Origin of the sequence: Ancylobacter polymorphus, assembly GCF_022836935.1 — a bacterium.
Lineage (GTDB): Bacteria > Pseudomonadota > Alphaproteobacteria > Rhizobiales > Xanthobacteraceae > Ancylobacter > Ancylobacter polymorphus_A.
The window spans coordinates 1,631,732-1,651,727 of sequence record NZ_CP083239.1 but is presented as its reverse complement, the minus strand read 5'-3'; the positions used below and the strand labels follow the sequence as shown (position 1 = coordinate 1,651,727).

19 protein-coding genes are annotated in these 19,996 nt (G+C 67.6%); 8 read left to right on the top strand and 11 right to left on the bottom strand.

The genetic code is table 11. The features are described 5' to 3' along the window. Positions 1-3 precede the first annotated feature (3 nt). Both K9D25_RS07725 and K9D25_RS07720 read right to left on the bottom strand, forming a co-directional pair. Positions 4-462 (bottom strand): (2Fe-2S)-binding protein, encoded by a 459-nt coding sequence (locus K9D25_RS07725; protein ID WP_244450277.1) that lies wholly within the window; start codon positions 460-462, stop codon positions 4-6. A 154-nt stretch (positions 463-616) separates the two neighbouring features. After that, positions 617-1,240: a TetR/AcrR family transcriptional regulator gene (locus K9D25_RS07720; protein WP_244450276.1), complete on the bottom strand. Its 624-nt coding sequence runs from the start codon at positions 1,238-1,240 to the stop codon at positions 617-619. A 136-nt stretch (positions 1,241-1,376) separates the two neighbouring features. Here K9D25_RS07720 and K9D25_RS07715 point away from each other — a divergent pair, with 136 nt between their 5' ends. The 5 genes from K9D25_RS07715 (at position 1,377) to K9D25_RS07695 (ending at position 6,317) form a co-directional block, all read left to right on the top strand. Continuing rightward, complete coding sequence (locus K9D25_RS07715) at positions 1,377-2,456, top strand: putative urea ABC transporter substrate-binding protein (protein ID WP_244450275.1); 1,080 nt, start codon at positions 1,377-1,379, stop codon at positions 2,454-2,456. Between the two features lie 258 nt (positions 2,457-2,714). After that, positions 2,715-3,533, top strand: coding sequence for an ABC transporter permease (locus K9D25_RS07710; RefSeq protein WP_244450274.1), 819 nt, complete (start codon positions 2,715-2,717; stop codon positions 3,531-3,533). Further along, positions 3,534-4,382 carry an ABC transporter ATP-binding protein gene (locus K9D25_RS07705; RefSeq protein ID WP_244450273.1) on the top strand — a complete coding sequence of 283 codons (849 nt, stop codon included), beginning with the start codon at positions 3,534-3,536 and terminating at the stop codon, positions 4,380-4,382. A gap of 4 nt (positions 4,383-4,386) precedes the next feature. Then, positions 4,387-5,700, top strand: a complete 1,314-nt coding sequence (locus tag K9D25_RS07700; protein WP_244450272.1) for an NtaA/DmoA family FMN-dependent monooxygenase — start codon at positions 4,387-4,389, stop codon at positions 5,698-5,700. 74 nt (positions 5,701-5,774) lie between these two features. Further along, positions 5,775-6,317 (top strand): flavin reductase, encoded by a 543-nt coding sequence (locus K9D25_RS07695; RefSeq protein WP_244450271.1) that lies wholly within the window; start codon positions 5,775-5,777, stop codon positions 6,315-6,317. 20 nt (positions 6,318-6,337) lie between these two features. Here K9D25_RS07695 and uraD read toward each other — a convergent pair whose 3' ends face one another. Genes uraD through pucL form a run of 5 tightly spaced genes read right to left on the bottom strand, consistent with a single transcriptional unit; the run spans position 6,338 to position 13,012 of the window. Then, complete coding sequence (uraD, locus tag K9D25_RS07690; protein WP_244450270.1) at positions 6,338-7,225, bottom strand: 2-oxo-4-hydroxy-4-carboxy-5-ureidoimidazoline decarboxylase; 888 nt, start codon at positions 7,223-7,225, stop codon at positions 6,338-6,340. Further along, positions 7,222-8,586: a guanine deaminase gene (gene guaD, locus K9D25_RS07685; protein ID WP_244450269.1), complete on the bottom strand. Its 1,365-nt coding sequence runs from the start codon at positions 8,584-8,586 to the stop codon at positions 7,222-7,224. Before guaD ends, uraD begins: the two co-directional genes overlap by 4 nt. Next, positions 8,583-11,309: a molybdopterin-dependent oxidoreductase gene (locus K9D25_RS07680; protein WP_244450268.1), complete on the bottom strand. Its 2,727-nt coding sequence runs from the start codon at positions 11,307-11,309 to the stop codon at positions 8,583-8,585. Before K9D25_RS07680 ends, guaD begins: the two co-directional genes overlap by 4 nt. Then, positions 11,306-12,139, bottom strand: coding sequence for an FAD binding domain-containing protein (locus K9D25_RS07675; protein ID WP_244450267.1), 834 nt, complete (start codon positions 12,137-12,139; stop codon positions 11,306-11,308). Before K9D25_RS07675 ends, K9D25_RS07680 begins: the two co-directional genes overlap by 4 nt. A gap of 33 nt (positions 12,140-12,172) precedes the next feature. After that, positions 12,173-13,012, bottom strand: coding sequence for a factor-independent urate hydroxylase (gene pucL, locus K9D25_RS07670; protein WP_244450266.1), 840 nt, complete (start codon positions 13,010-13,012; stop codon positions 12,173-12,175). Between the two features lie 203 nt (positions 13,013-13,215). Here pucL and K9D25_RS07665 point away from each other — a divergent pair, with 203 nt between their 5' ends. From K9D25_RS07665 to K9D25_RS07655, 3 genes are all read left to right on the top strand, one after another. Next, a complete protein-coding gene (locus K9D25_RS07665; RefSeq protein ID WP_244450265.1) occupies positions 13,216-14,025 on the top strand; it encodes an SDR family oxidoreductase in 810 nt (269 codons plus the stop codon). A gap of 151 nt (positions 14,026-14,176) precedes the next feature. Then, a complete protein-coding gene (locus K9D25_RS07660) occupies positions 14,177-14,821 on the top strand; it encodes a TenA family protein (RefSeq protein ID WP_244450264.1) in 645 nt (214 codons plus the stop codon). Positions 14,822-15,227: 406 nt separating this feature from the next. After that, positions 15,228-15,692 (top strand): MucR family transcriptional regulator, encoded by a 465-nt coding sequence (locus K9D25_RS07655; RefSeq protein ID WP_244450263.1) that lies wholly within the window; start codon positions 15,228-15,230, stop codon positions 15,690-15,692. Between the two features lie 130 nt (positions 15,693-15,822). Here the strand turns inward: K9D25_RS07655 and K9D25_RS07650 are convergent, their stop codons facing one another. The 4 genes from K9D25_RS07650 to K9D25_RS07635 all read right to left on the bottom strand — a co-directional run bounded on the left by K9D25_RS07650 (position 15,823) and on the right by K9D25_RS07635 (position 19,992). Beyond that, positions 15,823-16,584, bottom strand: a complete 762-nt coding sequence (locus K9D25_RS07650; RefSeq protein ID WP_244450262.1) for a glutamine amidotransferase — start codon at positions 16,582-16,584, stop codon at positions 15,823-15,825. Between the two features lie 125 nt (positions 16,585-16,709). After that, complete coding sequence (locus tag K9D25_RS07645; RefSeq protein WP_244450261.1) at positions 16,710-17,171, bottom strand: TerB family tellurite resistance protein; 462 nt, start codon at positions 17,169-17,171, stop codon at positions 16,710-16,712. Between the two features lie 245 nt (positions 17,172-17,416). Next, a complete protein-coding gene (locus K9D25_RS07640) occupies positions 17,417-18,145 on the bottom strand; it encodes a GntR family transcriptional regulator (RefSeq protein ID WP_370874165.1) in 729 nt (242 codons plus the stop codon). Positions 18,146-18,477: 332 nt separating this feature from the next. Next, complete coding sequence (locus K9D25_RS07635; protein ID WP_244450821.1) at positions 18,478-19,992, bottom strand: tripartite tricarboxylate transporter permease; 1,515 nt, start codon at positions 19,990-19,992, stop codon at positions 18,478-18,480. Positions 19,993-19,996 lie beyond the last annotated feature (4 nt).

Genomic DNA, 19,996 nt, shown 5'->3' with positions numbered 1-19,996 from the left:
CGATCACCCGAGGTTGGAGGCGGCTTCGTGGATGGCGGCACGGATGCGCTGATACGTGGCGCAGCGGCAGACATTGCCGTCCATGGCCGCGTCGATGTCGGCGTCGCTCGGGGCACGGTTCTCGCTTAGCAGGCCGACGGCCGACATGATCTGGCCGGACTGGCAATAGCCGCACTGCACCACGTCGAGCTTGCGCCAGGCGTCGATCACCGCCGCGCCCACCTTGCCGGTGGCGGCGACGCCCTCGATGGTGGTGACGCTCTTACCCTCGACATCGGACAGGAAGGTCTGGCAGGAGCGCACCGGCGCCCCATCCACATGTACCGTGCAGGCCCCGCACAGGGCGGCGCCGCAGCCGAACTTGGTGCCGGTCAGCCCGGCCAGGTCGCGGATCGCCCAGAGCAGCGGCATAGCGCCGTCAGCGTCCAGCGTCTGCTCGCGACCATTGAGTATGAATTTCATCAGAACGCCCTCTCCTTCCCGGGGATGAGGACGCGCAACGGCACCCTGTCCACCGCAACAGCAATGGCTGGACGGGGTGTCTGCGCTCCCGGCGTGAGGCTACCGCTTCATGATGAGCGTCATCTAATCACCCTTGCGTGAAGGGGAGAGCCGCTCAGGCCACCGGTACGCCGCGCACCGCGAGCAATTCGCGCACGAAATCGGCGAGATCGGCGATGTCGGCGACGATACGGTCGTCGCCACGGCTGGCGGAGGCGTAAAAGATGCCGTCGAGCATCAGTCCGATACGCCGGGCGGTGCGGGCGATGTCGACAGGGGCAAAGGCGCCACTCGCAACTCCGCGCGCCAGCGCACTTTCCAGCAGTTGCTTTTCACGGCCGTAGAAGCCCGCGATCAGGGCATCCAGTTCCTCATCGCGCAGGCCGGAGGAGGCATAGTCGCTCATCAGCTTGACCATAAGGGCGAGGGTCGGCGCCAGCTCCATATGGATGTCAAGCCAGGCGAGGATTTCCGCCAGCGGCTCCGCCCCGGCGGCGCGCCGCTCCTCATAGCCGGCCACGAGTTGTTCGATCGCGTGCCCAAGCGCGCGGCGCACAAGATCGTCCTTGTTCTCGAAATAATGGTAGAGCAAACCGACATTGATGTCGCAGACCAGCGCGATGTCGCGCACCGTGACGACGGAGAAATGGCGCGACGCGAACAGCCGCAACGCTTCTTCCAGAATCAGCACCCGCCGCTCGGCGGGCTGAAGGCGCTTGCGGGCGCTGCGTGCGGTCATGCGTTTCCTCCGTATTTGTACGGAATTTTCTGCCTTGCTCATATGCTAAGCGTGCCCATTTGTTGGGCTTGCACGTCATATTAAGTCACCGTTTAATAACCCGGTCCAGCCATTTCAGCGACCGGAGCCTCCCCTCATGAAGCGCATAATCAGGGCTGCAGCCGTCTTCGCCAGCCTCGCCGCCGCAGCTCTTGCGGGGGCGCCCGCGGCGCATGCCGCCCCGAAGAAGAGTTTCAAGGTCGCCTACACCGTCTATATCGGCTTCATGCCGTTCGCTTACATGAAGTCTTCCGGCATCATGAAGAAATGGGCCGACAAATACGGCATCGATGTCGAGATCATCCAGGCCAACGACTATGTCGGCTCGATCAACCAGTTCATCGCCGGCGAGATCGACGCGGTGGGCGTGGCCTCGATGGACGGCCTCACCATGCCAGCGGCCGGCGGCGTCGACACCTCCATCCTGCTGATCACCGACTATTCCAACGGCAACGACATCGTTCTTTCCAAGACTGCGAAGAACGTGAAGGAGCTTGCGGGGCAGGACGTGTACCTGCTGCAGTACAGCGTCTCGCACTATCTGCTCAATCGCGGCCTTCAGCTCGCCGGCATCGACGATCCCACCGCCACCAAGACGGTGAACATCTCGGATTCGGAAATCTCCGCCGCCTTCATCTCGCAGGCCGACATGAAGCACGCGGTGTCGTGGAAGCCGCTCACCGAGGATATGCTCAAGGTCTCTGGCACCACGAACCTGTTCGACTCGTCCAAGATCCCCGGCGAGATCATGGACGTGTTCATCGGCAACACCGCCACGCTCAAGGACAATCCGGACTTCGCCAAGGCCGTGGTCGGCGCCTGGTACGAGGCGCTCGGCATCCTCAAGGCCGGCGGCGCGGCGGGCGAGGAAATGCGCGCGGTGATGACCAGCGCGATGGGCACGGATGCCGGCGGCCTGCAGGCCCAGCTCGACACTACCCATTTCTTCTACACGCCCCAGGAGGCCGCCAGTTTCCTGCTTTCGCCCGACAACGCCAAGATCTGGAACAACATCCGCACTTTCTGCTTCCAGCAGGGCCTGTTCGGCCAGGGCGCCACCAGCGTCGATTCCATCGGCATCGAAGTCGCCGACGGCACCGTGCTGGGCGACAAGGCCAACATCAAGATGCGTGTCAATGCCAGCTTCACCAAGGACGCCGCTGACGGGAAGCTGTGACCCAGCGGGCGGCGAGTGCGCCGTCGCCTGTGCCCCGGACGAGTTTGCGCACCGCGCAACGATGATCCGGGGTCCAGGGGAGCCCTCGGCGTAGCCGCCGGATCTTCGCAACGTGCCTGATCCACTGCCACCAGCTTTTGCTGAGAGTTTTGCGCTGGGTCCCGGCTCGGCGCTCCGGCTTCGCCTCCGCTGGGCCGGGACACGACAGATAGCCGTCGCGCCCCGCCCATCCCCCGCCCCGTCACGCGGAAGGCCCCCATGCGCCGCATCATCAACTACGCCCCCCGGCCCGGCGTCCGGCTCATCCTCGCCATCCTGCCCTTCATCATTGTGCTGGCGATCTACATGCTGGGCTCGAATGCGCGCCTCGCCGTGGAGCCGGCCGACAAGCTGATGCCCAGCTTCGCCAGCTTCTGGAACACCATGGTGCGCATGGCGACCACGGTGGACAAGGCGACGAACCAGTATCTCCTGTGGTGGGACACCTGGCTCAGCCTGCAGCGCCTGTTCCTCGGCCTCGGCATTTCCGCCGTGCTCGGCCTGGTGCTCGGCATCATTGTCGGCTTCGTGCCCTATCTGCGCGCCACCTTCGAGCCGTTCTTCGCCGCCTTCTCGCTTATCCCGCCGCTGGCGGTGCTGCCGATCCTGTTCATCCTGTTCGGCCTTGGCGAAGCCTCGAAGATTGTGCTGATCGTCTTCGGCATCGCCCCCTTCATCATCCGCGACGTGATGCTGCGGGTCTCCGCCCTGCCGACCGAACAGATCATCAAGGCGCAGACGCTCGGCGCCTCGACCTGGCAGATGATCTCCGGCGTGGTGCTGCCGCAGGTGATGCCGCGCCTCATCGACTCGGTGCGGCTCTCCCTCGGCGCCGCCTGGCTGTTCGTCATCGCGGCGGAAGCCATCACCTCCGAGGGCGGCCTCGGCTACCGCATCTTCCTGGTGCGCCGCTACCTCGCCATGGATGTGATCCTTCCCTACGTCATCTGGATCACCCTCCTCGCCTTCCTCATGGATTACGCGCTGCGCCGCCTCGCCGTCGCCGCCTATCCCTGGGACCAGATAAAGGCGGCCTGAATGACTACCATCACCTTCGAGAATGTCTGGAAGGAATATGACGAGCGGGTCGTGCTCGAACAGGTCAACCTGTCGCTCGACGACCACGAATTCCTCGTCATCATCGGCCCGTCCGGGGTCGGCAAGACCACGCTGCTGCGCATGCTGCTCTCACAGGAACAGCCGACACGCGGGCGCATCCTGATCGACGGCGAGCCCATCGCCAGCGAGCCGACCGCCGATCGCGGCGTGGTGTTCCAGCGCTATTCCGTGTTCCCGCACCGCACCGTGCTGGGCAATGTGATGATGGGCCCGCAATGGGCCGGCGCGCCCTTCCTTGGCCGCTTCTTCGGCACCCGCCGCAAGGCGCTGGAAGACAAGGCAATGGCGCTGCTCACCCGCGTCGGCCTCGGCGAGCACGCGCATAAATACCCCGCCCAGCTGTCGGGCGGCATGCAGCAGCGTCTCGCTCTGGCGCAGGCGCTGATCATGAAACCGAAAGTGCTGCTGCTCGACGAGCCCTTCGGCGCGCTCGACCCCGGCACCCGCAAATCCATGCACGAGCTGGTAGGCGAGCTCTGGGAAGAGAACCGCATGACCATCGTCATGGTCACGCATGATCTGCCCGAAGCCTTCCTGCTCGGCACCCGCGTCATCGCCGTCGACAAACGGCGCAACGACCCGCAGGCGCCGGAGCGCTTCGGCGCCAGCATCGTCTCCGATTTCGAAGCCAAGTGCCGCAGCGTGCGCGAATCCCGCCTGTTCGAGGCGGAGCGCGCGCGTGTGCGCCTCGCCCTCCTCGCCGCCGCGCCCGCCACCGGGGACGCCCCGGCCGTCCCGGCATTCGAGACCGCTTTAGTGAAGGACTGACACAATGGCCGACAAGCGCTTCCACCTCGCCTGGTTCATGAACTTCACGCCCGACGAATGGCGCGAACCCTTCGGCCAGGGCGGCAACCCGTGGGATGGCCGTTTCTATATCGAGATGGCCCAGGCGATGGAGCGCGCCTGCTTCGATCTGATCATGATCGAGGACAAGCTGATGGTGCCGGAGACCTATGGCGGCTCGCGCGACCTCTCGCTCAAGCACGCCATGATGGTGCCGAAGGCCGACCCCGCCCCGCTGGCGGTGGCCATGGGCATGGCGACCCAGCATCTCGGGGTCGTCGCCACCATGTCCACCATGGCCTACCCGCCCTTCATGCTGGCGCGGCTGTCCTCCACCATCGACAGCCTCACCAAGGGCCGCTTCGGCTGGAACGTCGTCACCTCGGCCGAGGACCTGATGGCGAAGAATTTCGGCATGGACAAGCTGCCTCCGCGTGAGGACCGCTACGCCATGGCCGAGGAATACATGGAAGTCTGCGACAAGCTGTTCAACAGCTGGGAGCCGGACGCCGTGGTGCTGGACCGCAAGAACGGCATTTATGCCGATGGCTCCAAGGTCCACACCATCGACCACAAGGGCAAATATTACCAGGTGCGCGGCCCGCTCAACACCGTGCCCTCGCCGCAGCGCCGCCCGGTCTATCTTCAGGCCGGCGCCTCGCCGCGCGGGCGCGATTTCGCCGCCCGCTATGCCGACGCCATCGTCTCGGTCGCCAATGGGGTCGAGGGCATGAAGGCGTTCCGCGCCGACATCCGCGCCCGCGCCGAAGCCATCGGCCGCAACCCGGACGACATCAAGGTCTTCTTCTGCATCTGCCCCAGCCTCGGCGAGACGGAGGCGGAGGCACGCGCCCGCTATGAGAACGTCACCATGTCGGACAATTTCGTCACCGACGTGCTGATCTCCATCTCCGCCATCACCGAGATCGACTTCTCGAAATATGATCTCGACAAGCCGCTGCCGGAAAAGCTCGTCACCAACGGCGAATCCGGCACGCTCGACAAGTTCCAGCAATGGGGCTCGGGCAAGACGCTGCGCGAGCTCGCAGCCTCGGGCGGCGGCGGCCTCGTCTCCTCCATGGAACTGATCGGCACCCCGGCGCAGGTCGCCGACAAGATGGGCGAGGCGATGGCGGAAGTGGGCGGCGACGGCTTCCTCATCACCACCCCGGTGCTCCGCGTCTCCCGCCGCTACATCACCGAAATCTGCGACGGGCTGGTGCCGGAGCTGCAGGCGCGCGGCCTCGTGCGCACCGAATACAAGCACCAGCTGCTGCGCGACAATCTGCGCGAGTTCTGACCCGCGCGAAGCATAGGGCGCGGATTTCCCGCGCCCGCCGGCGCCGGCGCTGGTCCGGCAGGAAGGAGAAGGGCATGTCCCCCCCGTGCTCGCCGCTCGACGGCGCTCCCGATAACGGCCCGCCGCCGGTGACCCGGCAGGGCTTCCGCAACGCCATGGCCCGCCTCGGCGCGGCGGTGAACATCGTCACGACAGATGGACCGGGTGGGCGCCACGGCTTCACCGCCTCGGCGGTGTGCTCGGTCACCGACAGCCCGCCGACCCTGCTGGTGTGCCTCAACAAGGGTTCCTCCGCCGCCGCTCCGGTGCACGCCAATGGCGTCGTCTGCATCAACACGCTGGCGGCCGGGCACGAGCCGCTGTCCAATCTGTTCGGCGGCCGCACCCCACCGGACGAGCGCTTCGCCAGCGGGAACTGGCGGCCCGCCGTCACCGGCGCGCCGATGCTGGACGGCGCGGTCGTCGCCTTCGACTGCCGCATCGTCCGCACGGTGGAAGTCGGCACCCATGACGTGCTGTTCTGCGAGGTGGTCGGCGTCGCCGAGGGCGGCTCGAATGAGAGCCTCATCTATTACAGCCGCCGCTACCACACCCTCTCCGGCCCCACCGACGACTGAAGCGGGGTCTGGCCCGCCCCTCAGCTGCCGCGATAGGTGGAATAGCTCCACGGCGTCACCACCAGCGGCACATGATAGTGCCCCTCCGGCTCGGCAATGCCGAAGCGGAGCGGCACCGTGTCGAGGAAGGCCGGGCCGGGCAGATCGAGCCCGCGCGCCGCGAAATAGGCGCCGACATGAAACACCAGCTCATAGCGCCCGGCCCGCAGCGGCGCCCCGGAGAGCAGCGGCGAGTCGGTGCGCCCGTCCGCATTGGTCACCGCCTCGGTGAGAAGCGCCCGCGCGCTCGCCCCCACCTCGTACAGCTCCACCCGCACGCCCTGCGCTGGCCCACCTCTATGGGTGTCGAGCACATGGGTGGAAAGGCGGCCGAACACTTTCGGCTGGCCGGGACCCGTCACCCGCTCCACCAGCCGCAGCGCGGTGATATGGCCGATTTCGACCAAGGCGGCGGCGAGTTCCTCCTCGCGCTTGTGCGAAAGGCGCGCCTCGAAGGCGTCGAGCAGCGCGTCGCGGGTCTGCCGCCGCACGCAGATGACGAAGGGAAAGCCGAAGCGGGCGCGATAGGCGGCATTGAGCCGTTCGAAACGGGCGAACTCCTCATCCGACAGCCGGTCGAGCCCCAGCCCCGCCTGTTCCGACACCGAGGCCGGGGCGATGTCGCCGGCCCGCGCCGCCCTACCGGCGAGGTCGGGATGCGCCGCCACGAAGGCGACGCGCTCCGCCTCCGGCCGCGCCCACACGGCCGCCATCAGTGCCTCATGCAGTGCCGAGACGGTGGCGAAGGGCGCATGGGCGAAGGCCGCCTCCGCCACCCAGGGCGCGTGCTCGAAAATGCCGTCCAGCGCGGCGATGAAGCCGTCGCGGTCGAGCGTGTTGAGCGTGTCGAGGGAGACGGGATGCGTCACGGTTGCTCCTCACCATGCGCCGGCCGGAAAGGATCGCCCGGCCGGTCGCGGTCATAGACGGGGCGGCCGGCGACATAGGTGGCGCGCACCGCCCGGTCGTCGCCCAGCGTCATCAGAAGAAACAGCAATTCCTCCATCGATGCGCAATAGCCGGCGCGAAACGCCATGAACGAGGTCGCCTTCGGGTCGAGCACGCAGATATCGGCCTCCATCCCCGGCGCCAGCCGGCCGATCCTGTCGTCCAGCCCCAGCGCCCGTGCCCCGCCCAGCGTGGCGAGATAGAAGCCCTGCACAGCGTCAAGCTTGTGACCGACCATCGCCGCGACCTTATAGGCCTCGTTCAGCGTCTGCAGCTGCGAGAGCGAGGTGCCCCCGCCGACATCGGTGCCGAGCGCCACCTTCACCGGCCGGCGCGGGTCCACGGCCTCGAACAGGCGGAACAGGCCGCTGCCGAGAAACAGGTTGGAGGTCGGGCAATGCGCCAGCGCCGCCCCGGCCTGATGGCAGGTGCAGAAATCGCCCTCATGCAGATGGATGCCATGGCCGAACATGGAGCGCGGCCCCACCAGCCCGGCATGGGCATAGACATCGAGATAGGAGGCGCGGGCGGGGAAAAGCTCGCGCACCCATTCGATCTCGGCCAGGTTCTCGCACAGATGCGTCTGCAGGAAGAGCCCGTCCCTTTTCTTCAGCAGCGCCCCGGCGGCATCGAGCTGGGCGTCGGTCGAGGTCGGCGCGAAGCGCGGCGTGACGCAGTAGAGCGCCCGTCCCCGCCCATGCCAGCGCTCGATCAAGGCGAGGCTTTCATCATAGCCGCGCTGGGCCGTGTCGAGCAGGCCGGCCGGCGCGTGTCGGTCCATCAGAACTTTGCCGGCTATCATTCGCGCATCGAACCGTGCCGCCTCGGTGAAGAACGCGTCCACCGATTGCGGATGCACGGTGCAATACACCATCGCCGTGGTGGTCCCGGCGCGTAGCAATTCGCGCAGGAACAGATGCGCCACCCGCCCGGCATGACCGGCATCGGCAAAGCTCATCTCGGCGGGGAAAGTGTAGGTCTCCAGCCATTCCAGCAATTGCGTGCCGAAGGCCCCGATCACCTGCATCTGCGGGTAATGCACATGAGCGTCGATGAAGCCGGGGACGAGGAGGTGGCCGGGATAATGCTCCACCGCCACGCCCTCGGGCAGCGTGTCACTGAGCTCCGCATAGGGACCGAAGGCGACGATCCGCCCGTGCTCGATGATGATGAGCGCATCATCATGGGTGATGAGGCAACCGCGCGAGGGCTGTTCGAACGGATTGCCCGCCAGCGTCGCCGCCGGCCCGCGCAGGACCCGCGATTGCAGGCTCCCGCTCATGACGCGGCCTCCTTCGCCGCCTGGGCGGGCAGCAGGGCGTAGAGTTCATCGGCCACAAAGGGCGTGGCGCGCAGCCGCACGCCGGTGGCGTCGAAGATCGCATTGGCGAGCGCCGCCGCCACCGGGTTGAACGGGCTCTCGCTCATCGATTTCGCTCCCAGCGGGCCGATGGCGTCAAACGTCTCGGCGAAGAACACCTGCGTGCGCGGCACATCGGCGAAGGCCGGGATATGGTAGCCGCGAAAGCTGGCATTGGTCACCGCACCCGCCTCATCCATTATCAGCCGTTCGTAGAGCGCGGCGCCGATCGCCTGGGCGACGCCGCCCTCCACCTGCCCCCGGCACTGCATCGGGTTCACCACCGTGCCGGCATCCGCCGCATGGACAGAGCGCAGGATGCGGATTTCGCCGCTGCGCCCATGCACCGCGACCTCGAAGCCCTGCACATTGAACGCCACCGAGCGCGGGCTGCCGGAAGCGTCGCCCACCGCCTCCAGCGGCGCCAGCGCGGCGAGGGCGATCCGCCTCTCCCCCGCCACCACCGCCTCACCCTCGATCCGGCACGCCTCGGCCGGCACGCCGAGCCGTGCGGCGGCCGCCGCGCGGATCGTTTCCGCCAGCCTTTCCGCCGCCGCCTGCGTCGCGCTGCCGGCCACCACCGTGCCGGTCGAGCCATAGGCGCCGGTGTCGTGGTCGACATGGGCGGTGTCGGACTGGCGCACGCTTATCTGTTCCGGCCGCGCGCCGAGCAGCGTGGCGGCGATCTGCACATGCACGGTGGTGGTGCCGTTGCCGAATTCCGCCGTGCCGGTGCGCAGCTCATAGGTGCCATCGGGCGTAAGCGTCAGTCGCGTCTGCGCGACATGGCCGCGCGGGGGAATGGTGTCGATCATCGCCGCCGCGACGCCGCGCCCCACTAGCCACTCCGCCCCCAGCCGCGCCGGCGAGGGCTTGGCCAGTTCCGCCTCTACCCGGTCGAGGCACTGGTCGAGCCCATAGCTGCCCATCTCGACATCGTGGTGCGGGGGGCCGGAAGAGACCATCGCATCGCCCGGCCGCACCATGTTCAGCCGGCGCAACTCCACCGGATTGATACCGAGCTTGTGCGCCAGCTCGTCCATGGCCGATTCCACCGCGAAGATGGTCTGGCTCAGCCCATAGCCGCGAAAGGCGCCGCTCGGCAGGGAATTTGTGTAGACCGACCAGCCCTCCACCTGCTTGTTCGGGCACTTATACAGCGCGACGCTCTCGCCCGAGCCGTGAAACAACACGCCCGCCGCATGGTTGCCATAGGCGCCGGTGTCCAGCAGCATCCGCATGGAAAAGGCGGTGAGGCGCCCGTCCCACGTCGCGCCGAGCGTCACCGTCACCTTCATCGGGTGGCGGCTGGTAGAAGCGGCGAACTGCTCGGCGCGGGTATATTCCAGCTTCACCGGCCGCCCGGTCTTCAGCACCGCCAGCGCCACGATGTCCTCGGTGAGCATTTCCTGCTTGCCGCCAAAGCCACCACCCACCCGCGCGGCGAAGACGCGCACGCCCTCGCGCGGCAGGTCATAGAGCGCCGCCAGCGCGTCGCGGGTGAGGAAGGGCGTCTGGGTGGAACTGCGGATCACCAGTCGGCCGTCCGCATCGCGCCAGCCGATGCAGCCATGGGTTTCCAGATGCGCGTGCTGGACGCGCTGGCTCTCATAGGTCGCCTCGTGGATCACATCGGCGGCATCCAGGCCGGCAGCGATATCCCCCACCCCGCCTGCCAGCGCGGCGACGATGTTGCGCGAGGGATCCGCGATGCGGCTGTCCGGCCCCTTGTCCCCATGCACCAGCGGCGCGCCGGGGCGCATCGCCTCCTCCGGGTCGAACACCGCCGGCAGTGGCTCATAATCCACGCGCAGCGCCGCGCATCCCGCCTCCGCCGCCTGTTCGCTCACCGCCACCACGGCGGCCACGCGCTGGCCGATATGGCGCACCACATCGTCGAGCACGCGGGTGTCGTCGGCATCATCGGTGGCGTGGTGGTGCCGGGCGGAAGAGAACAGGCGGGAAGGCGCGTCCTCATGCGTCAGCACCGCCACCACCCCCGGCAGCGCCAGCGCCGCCGCCGTGTCGATGGCGCGGATGCGGGCATGCGGGTGCGGCGAGCGCAGCAGCTTCATGTGCAGCAGCCCCGCCAGTTCGCCCTCCGGCGCCACATCCATCGTGTAGCGCGCGGCGCCGGTGACGATGGCCGGCCCGGCCGGCGCGGCGACGGAACAGCCCACGCGGCCTTGCCGCGCGTCGGCCTCCACCGTCGCAATCCCGGCCACCGCATCGGCGATGGCGGCATAGCCGGTGCAGCGGCAGAGATTGCCCTTGAGCGCGTCCGGCAGTTCCGCCCTCTGGCCCTGGTCGAGCGCGGCTGAGGTCATCACCATGCCGGCGGTACAGAAGCCACACTGGAAGCCCTGCGCCGCGAGAAACGCCTCCTGCATCGGGTGCAGGCCGTCGCCCTCGACTGTGTCCGCCAGCCCCTCGATGGTGGTGACGGCCCGCCCCTCGGCACGGAAGGCCGGGGTGACGCAGCTATGCACCGGCCGCCCATCGAGATGCACCGTGCAGGCGCCGCAATCGCCGGCATCGCAGCCCTTCTTCACCCCGAACCAGCCCAGTTCGCGCAGCAGGGTGCGCAGGCACTGGCCCGGCCGGGCTTCGGTCTCGACGGCACGGCCATTGACAGTCAGCCTCACGCGCGCCCCTCGCCCGGTTCACTCAGTTCGTCGCGGATCTCCTGCGCGAGAAGATGCGTCATGTGGCGGCGCCAGTCCGGCCGCCCGTGCATGTCGTCATAATAGAGCGCCTCCGGGATCGCCGCCGCCAGCCGCGCGGCCAGCTCCGCCGCGCCCGGCAGCGCGGCAAAGGCGATTTCCACCGGCCGCCTTGTGGCGGCCGTCACGGTCAGCGCGAAGGCGCCGTCCGCCGCGCGCGTGCCGATCAGCAGCACGCCGGAGCGGCCGAGCGGGGTCAGCGAGGCGCGACGGAAGGCGGCGCGGCGGCGCAGCGCCCGTGCCGGCAGTTCCACCGCGCGCAGCACTTCCCCGGGCGCCAGCGCCACCTCGCGCGGGCCGCGCACGAGATCGGCGATGCGGGCCCGCCGCTCCGCCCCGTCCGGCCCCCACAGCACGCCCTCGCTTTCCAGCGCGACGGCGAGGGAGATCATCGGCCCGGCCGGCAGGCCGAGGCAGATGTTCCCGCCCACCGTCGCCATGTTCCAGATCTTGAACGAGGCGAGGAAGGAGCGGCAGCATTCGCGGATGAGGAAGGCCGCCCGCCACTCCGCTGGCGGCTCGACGCCGGCGAGTTCGGCGATGGTGCAGGTCGCGGCCACGCTCAGCCCGTCCGCCCCGGCGCGGAAAGGCTCCCACCCGAAGCCGGAGAGATCGACCAGCCGCCGCACCGAAGGTTGCGGCTCCGAGAACAGCCAGGTGCCGCCGCCGAGCACCGCGTCGCCCGCGCCGGCGGCGGGAAGATCCGCCCGTGCGCGCGGGCGCAGCACCTCGGAAACCGTGTTGAGGTCCATCGGCCAATCCCCGCCGCCGCCCTTCCCGCCCGCTCAGCCCCGCCCGACGGTGCAGACGATCTGGCCGTGCGGCTCGTCGGTCGGGGTGAAGACCTGCCCGTCAAAGGCGCGGCCGAAGGGCGAGAGGTCGATGGGGAGGTAATGCTTGTTCGGGCAGGCCATGGAGATCTCGGCCACCTCGGGCACGGCGGCGAGCACCGCCTCGCCCATCTGGTACAGCGTCGCCTGCACGCCGGGGCTGTAGGTGGTGGCGAACACTTTCAGCGCCGCGTCCAGCACCGCCGCATTGGCGGCTTCATAGCTCGCGGGCACGCCGCTCCAGCGCCACTGCGCCTCCATTGCGGTGGCGAACAGCCGGTCGGCGGTCGGCTTCAGCGTCGTCGCCTCGTCGAACCAGTAATCCTCCCAGCCGGACTGCGTGGTCTTGAGGAAGGTGAAGCCCTCGACGCCGGAGGCGAGGCGGCTGTCCTCGCGCGTCGCCTCCAGCCGGACGACGGGCCGGCCATTGCCGTCGAGCACGAAGGCGTGGTCATGCGCCGCACCGTCCACGTCCAGCCGCCGCCATTTTGTCTCATGGGCGGTGATGGAGACGGCGGCGACATGGGGGTAGCGGTCGAGGAAATACTGCGCCAGCACGCCGGCGAACACTTCGTTCTCCGCCCCGACATGGTCGCGGGCAACGATGTTGATGATGTTCTTGATCGAATCGGTGGCGATCACCTGCCGGTTGTCGCCCTGCGTGTAGGCGGCGGCGAAGTCGCCGGTCAGCATCGCCTGCACGGAAAGCTCGCGCACCTCATGGCGGGCGCTGTCGCGCGCAACGCGCATGATGCGTACCCGGCCCTTGCCGTAGCTGTTGGAAATGAGCGGCATCGGCACTGTCCCCCGGCTGCGGATCGGTCGTTCGGAACGATCACTTATGCGAAACCGATGCCAGTCTGGCACCGCGGCGCGCGGCGCGGAAGTCACCCGGACCGGCCGGACCGAAACGCCGCAGCGCGGATCGTCGCGGAAGCGGGTGGCGCCGGTCGGCCGGGCAGGCGAAACTGCGCGCCCCTGCCCAAACCGAGTTCATCATGACTATTTTACCGCCGCCTGCCGCCTCCACACCCGATCGCCTGCCGCGCCCCTTCCGCCTCGACGGGCGGGTCGCGCTGGTGACCGGGGCCGGGCGCGGGCTCGGCTTCGAAATGGCCAAGGCGCTCGCCGCTGCCGGCGCGCAGGTCATCATCAATGGCCGCCATGTTGGGCGGCTGGAGGCGGCGGCGACGGCGCTGGCGGCGGCCACGGGCCGGCCGGTCGGCATCGCCCCGTTCGATATCGCCGACACCGCTGCCGGGCGCGCCGCCATCGCCGCCATCGCGGCGGAACACGGCCGGCTCGACATTCTCGTCAACAATGTCGGCGCGCGCGACCGCCGGCCGCTGAAGGACTTCACCGCCGGTGAAGCCACGGCGCTGATCGCCACCGATCTCGTCGGCCCGATGCTGCTGGCGCGCGAGGCGGCCGAGCACATGGTGGCGCACCGCCATGGCCGGCTGATCACCGTCACCTCCATCGCCGCCCACATCGCCAACCGGCACGACCCGGTCTACACCGCCGCCAAGGCCGGACTCTCCGGGCTGATGCGGGCGCTGGCGGTGGACTACGCCCGCGTCGGCATCACCAGCAACGCCATCGCGCCCGGCATGTTCGCCACCGAAACCAATGCCGGCCTGGTCGCCGACGCCGCCTTCTCCGCCTTCGTCGACACCCGCGTGCCCATCGGGCGCTGGGGTCATCCGCCGGAAATCGGCGCCGCCGCGGTGTTCCTGGCGTCGGATGAGGCCTCCTTCGTCAACGGCCATGTGCTCGTCGTCGATGGCGGGCAGTCGATCCGCATGTGAACGCCACCCTGCCGCCTCACATCTTACCCGCGCGACCCGACATGCTGGGGGGCGTTAAGGATAGTGCCGCTCTTCCTCAGCCAATGATTTCACTTGTCTGCAAAGGGCTCTAGATAAACTCCCGACGACGGACACACGGCGGAGAGGAACGATGAGCTTCAGCGATGAACTTCGGCAGGTGAACGCACAGGACTGGCAGGCCTGTGTCGAGCACCGTTTCGTCCGCGAGATCTTCGCCGGCGCCGTGGCGCCCGATGTCATGCGCCGCTACCTCGCGCAGGACTATCAGTTCATCGACGGTTTCGTCGCTCTGCTTGGCATGGCCATCGCCACCGCCGACCGCTTCGACTCGCGCATCCGCTTCGCCCAGTTCGCGGCCATGATCACCAGCGACGAGAACACCTATTTCCAGCGCGCCTTCGTCGCGCTCGGCGTGCCGGAGGCGGAGCGGGCGCATCCCGTGCTCACCGCACCCACCGCCGGCTTCCAGACCCTGATGAAGGATGCCGCCGCCAGCCGCGGCTATGCAAACTGCCTCGCCGTGCTCACCGTCGCCGAATGGCTCTATTTGAGCTGGGCCGACCGCCCGGGTGAGGCACTGCCACCGGACTTCGTGCATGCGGAATGGATTACTTTGCACAATAATGATGGCTTCCGTGGCTTCGTCACCTGGCTGCGCGGCGAACTCGACCGGGTTGGCGCGGTCATCGACGACGCCGGGCGCGCCGATGCCGCCGCCTTTTTCCGCCGCGCCGTGACGCTGGAGCGGGCTTTCTTCGATCACATCTATGAGTGATTCGAGTAAGTGTGAGCTGTGCCCCGGCCGCTCAGAGATTGTACTTAGCGACCGGCTTCATCAAGAAATTGTGCATGTCGATCCGATTATTTTTAGCCACATTCAGTCATGGCTGACGTCACCCCGTGACGCTGGGGCAGTACAAAGGCACCCTTTTAGTCTTGGCGGCGCGCGTGGCCGGCGCGGGCGAAAAACCTTTTCCGGCGCGCCACTTCGTTCGACTTGGTCAGAAGCCGCCGCAGCGAGGCCGTGAGTCAGTGGAAGCCTCCAAAACAGAAGGCTCGGCCTGGTATTTTTCATTTAGAGCCGAGAAAGCTGCCATACGGACGCCGCTTTGCTTGTCAATTGCTTATTGACGTTTGCCCGTTTGATGTTAAATCGATCTCAGTCTCAATGGAGAAAATAGATGTCTGAGCAGGAAAGCGTGTCGGCTGATTATCTCGGCCTCACTGCGGATGTCGTTGCGGCATTTGTCGGCAACAACTCGGTGCCCGCCGCCGAACTTCCCGACCTGATCGCCAAGGTCCACGGTGCCCTGCTTCGCCTCTCCGCTCCCGCTCCGGCTGTCGTCGAAGAGGTGCTGAAGCCTGCGGTGCCGGTGAAGAAGTCGGTGACGCCGGAATATATCATCTGCCTGGAAGACGGGCTGAAGTTCAAGTCGCTGAAGCGTCATCTGCGCACGAAGTACAACATGACGCCGGAAGAATACCGCGCCAAATGGGGCCTGCCGAACGACTATCCCATGGTCGCCCCCAGCTATGCCGAGGCACGCTCCAATCTGGCCAAGAAGATGGGCCTCGGCCAGCAGCGCAAGAAGCCCGCGCCGGCCCCGGCGGCCAAGCCGCGCGGTCGCGCCAAGAAGGTGGCCTGAGACGCACCGCCAGCGGTTCGCTGGCGGTTTGCGTAAGGTTATAAGAGCGAATGAGAAAAGGCCGCGCGGGCAACCGCGCGGCCTTTTTCGCCTGGCTCCTCGGCGATGCCGCCCGCCGGCGGGCGGCGGCCTAATGGCCGGAAGCGGACGGCGCGTTCTCATCGCCCAGCCAGCGGCCGAGAAACGCCTCCAGCCAGAGCCGGATCCGCGCATCATGCTGCAGGCGGTCGGTGAAATGCGCCCGGCGCGGGCGGGCGCCCGGCAGGTCCAGCCGCTCGCCGCCCTGCACCGTCCAGCGGCACATCATGTGATGCGTCACCTCAGGGTGAAACTGGATGCCGAAGGCGCGGGGGCCGTAGCGGAAGGCCTGGTTGGGAAAGGTCGGGCCCTTCGCCAGCAGTTCCGCACCGCTGGGAAGCTCAAACCCCTCGCTGTGCCAGTGATAGACATGGTCGGGCCAGGCCGGGCCGGGCAAGGTTGACGCGGCCGGCGCGTGCAGCATCCGCGCGCCCGCCTCGGTGGCGCGGATCGGGTAATAGCCGATCTCGACCAGCCCGTCGGGGTGCGGGGCAACCCGCGCTCCAAGCTGCCGCGCCAGCATCTGCGCGCCGAGGCAGATGCCGAGATAGGGCTTGCCCTCGCGCAGCGGCACGCCGATCCAGTCGATCTCGGCCCGCACATAATCATGGCAGTCATTGGCGCTTTGCGGTCCGCCGAATACCACCGCCCCGGCATGACCGGCGAGCGTGGTGGGGAGTTCATCGCCGAGGCAGGGCCGTCTTATGTCGAGCCTGTGCCCGCGCTCGGCCAGAAGGCGCCCGACGCGGCCGGGCGAGGAATGCTCCTGATGGAGCACGATGAGGATGGGAAGCGGGGTTTCTGCGACAGCCATGATCTCGTGCGGCACGAACGGGGCGGAGAGTGCTGGGTCTCCCCGCAAGCAAGGATGACGCCACGATTCGCGCCGCGCCTCAACCCCGCGCTCGCCTGCCACGCGCGAGGAAGCCTAAGCCGGCCTCAGCCCTCGAAGGCGTCGCGCACGCGCTTGCGGATGTCCACCCGGTCGCGGGAGGTGACGTTGAGCAGTTCCGCCGCCCGCCACACCAGATTGTCCTCGAACTCGGTCAGCCCGCCATCGGCATAGGCGACCTCGAACATCATCTCCACCACCCGCCGGCGGCCCTCTTCGTCCATGGCGCGGTTGAGCACGCTGGTGAAAGCGTAAAGGTCCACCGCCTCGGCGTCGCGGGCGATGGCGGCCTCCAGCAGCTTTTCCGCGTCGTCCTCGGACAAGGTGAAGCGGGCGGCGAGCAGGCGGCGCAGCTTGTCCATCTCGTCGGCGCCGATCACGCCGTCAATGGTGACGACATGCACCAGCAGCGCGGCCGCCGCCAGCCGGTAATCGTTCTCGGCAAAGGCGGAGGTCTCGCGACCGCCCCCGGCAATCTCGGCGATGAAATCGGTCAGCGAGCGCAGCATGCCGGACGGCTCCTCCGCAGCAGGTCGGTCGGTTCGTCGATGGGATGGGGTCCTATGGTGGACCTGAAGCGTGGGTAACCCAATCACCGCAAGGGCGCAACGGCCGGTCTGCCGCGCACGACCGAAGGCGCGACGCCGGTGCAGCCGCGCCACACCTCGCCGCCCCCATGCAAAAAAGCCCGGCGGGGTCGAGGAACCCGCCGGGTCGAAGTGTCGGATAGGACGCCGTCGCGGTGGCGCGGCCCCTATTCGAGATAGTCGGCGTAGCGCGCGACGTGGTCGGCGAGGCCGAGGGCGTGGTTGCGCACCAGCACCTCGGCCGCATCGGTGTCGCGCGCTTCCAGCGCCTGGATGATGGCGAGATGGTCCTGGATCGAGCGGTCGGCCCGGTTCTCCTCGCCGATGGTCTTGCGACGGATCATCCGCATATGGGTGAACAGGTTTTCCGCCAGATTGACCAGAATGCCGTTGCCGCCCATGGCGATGATCGTCTGGTGAAACTGGATGTTCACCTCCGAATACTCGTCCAGCTTGGCATGCGGGCCGCCGGCCTCGTCGAAGGAGGCGAACATCTGCCGCAGCCGGCCGATCTCCTCGTCGCTGGCATGGACGGTGATCAGCCGGGCGGCGAGGCTTTCCAGCGCCGCCCAGACCTGGATCATCTCGATGACTTCGCGGCGCGTCTTGCGCACCACATAGATGCCCCGCCGGGGCACGGAATGAACGAACCCCTCGCGTTCCAGCTGGGCCATCGCCTCGCGCACCGGGGTACGGCTGACCCCGAGGCTCTGCGCCAGCTGGCGCTCGTCGAGGCGCACCTCGCCGGCCTGGTCGTAGATGTTGAGCGAGACGATCACCTCCTTCAGCGCGGTATAGGCGCGGTTCTTGAAGGTGGAGGTGTCTTCGAGCGGTGCCACGGAGAGCTTGGCCGCTCCTCCATTGACCCGGCGGATCGTGCTCTCGACGCTCATCATGAGGCTTCCATCCCCTGCCTGCGCCCGGGCGTCGGCCCTGGGCATCGGCGATGAAGCTCCGTATCGGCGTAGATCATTGGCGTTGCCTCCCGTCCCCCCGAAACGTCGGTTCGCGCTTCCATCCGCCGGCCACCTTCTGCTGCGTGGCTCGGGCGCCGGAATATCCCGCGACCGTTGATGGCCCGATTTCCCTCTCCGGGGGCGAGGGATTCGGCGGAAGAGCGATTGGCCCCGCCCTTCGCCTGGGCGCCCGAGGCAGATGACATTGCATCATCTTCTCGTGGCTGAACCCGCCGCACGCTGCCGCGCGGCGGGTCCGTTGCTTACCGGGCTCAGGCCGGCTGGGCGGAGGTGCCGCGCAGCTTGCTGAACGCCAGGCCGATCAGCGGCCACAGGCCGGCGATGAGGCCGAGACCCATGATCGAGGACACCAGCCCGTTCGACCAGAACACCGAGATGGCGCCGCCGGAAGACAGCAGGGCCTGGCGGAAGGCTTCCTCGGCGCTGTCGCCGAGCACGATGGCCAGCACCAGCGGCGCCAGCGGGTAGTTCGTCTTCTTCAGGAGGTAGCCGAGGACGCCAAACACCATCATCATGATCACGTCGAACACGTTGTTGTTCACCGTGTAGGCACCGATGGCGCAGATCACCAGGATCACCGGGGCGATGATCGAGAAGGGGATGCGCAGGATCGAGGCGAACAGCGGCACCGTGGTCAGCACGAGGATCAGGCCGACGATGTTGCCGAGATACATGGAGGCGATGAGGCCCCACACGAATTCGGCCTGCTCGACGAAGAGCATCGGGCCGGGCTGCAGACCCCAGATCAGCAGGCCGCCGAGCAGAACCGCGGCGGTCGGCGAACCGGGAACGCCCAGCGCCAGCATCGGCAGCATGGCGGCGGTACCGGCAGCGTGGGCGGCGGTTTCGGGAGCGACGACGCCCTCGATCTCGCCATTGCCGAAGTTCTTGCCGTTCTTCGACACGCGCTTGGCGATGCCATAGGCCATGAAGGAGGCCGGGGTAGCGCCCGCCGGGGTGATGCCCATCCAGCAGCCGATGATGCAGGAGCGCAGCGAGGTCATCCAGTAGCGCGGAAGCGTCTTCCAGGTCTTCCACACCACCTTCGGGTCGATCTTCGCCGCCTTGCCGCGGAACTCCAGGCCTTCTTCCATCGTCAGCAGGATTTCGCCGATGCCGAAGAGACCGATGACCGCGATGAGGAAGTCGAAGCCGTTGAGCAGTTCGGTGATGCCGAAGGTCAGGCGCAGCTGGCCGGTCACCATGTCGAGGCCGACCGCCGCCAGGGCGAAGCCGATCATCATGGAGACGATGGTCTTGGCCGGCGGTTCCTTACTCATGCCGACGAAGGAGGCGAAGGCGAGGAAGTAGACCGCGAACTTCTCGGCGGGTCCGAACTGGAGCGCGAATTGCGCGACCAGCGGGGCGATCAGCGTGATCATGACGATCGCGAAGAACGCACCGACAAAGGACGAGGTGAACGCCGCCGTCAGCGCTTCGCCGGCCCGCCCCGAACGCGCCATCGGATGGCCGTCGAAGGTTGTGGCCACCGACCAGGGCTCGCCCGGAATGTTGAACAGCACCGAGGTGATGGCGCCGCCGAACAGCGCGCCCCAGTAGATGCAGGTCAACAGGATGATCGCCGAGGTCGGCGACATGGAGAAGGTGAGCGGCAGCAGGATGGCGACGCCATTGGCGCCACCGAGGCCCGGCAGCACGCCGATGATGACACCCAGCAGAATGCCGATGGCCATCAGCAGGATGTTGAACGGATCGGAGGCGATGCCGAACCCGTGGTAGAGGAAGGTGAAATTCTCAGCAATCATGTTC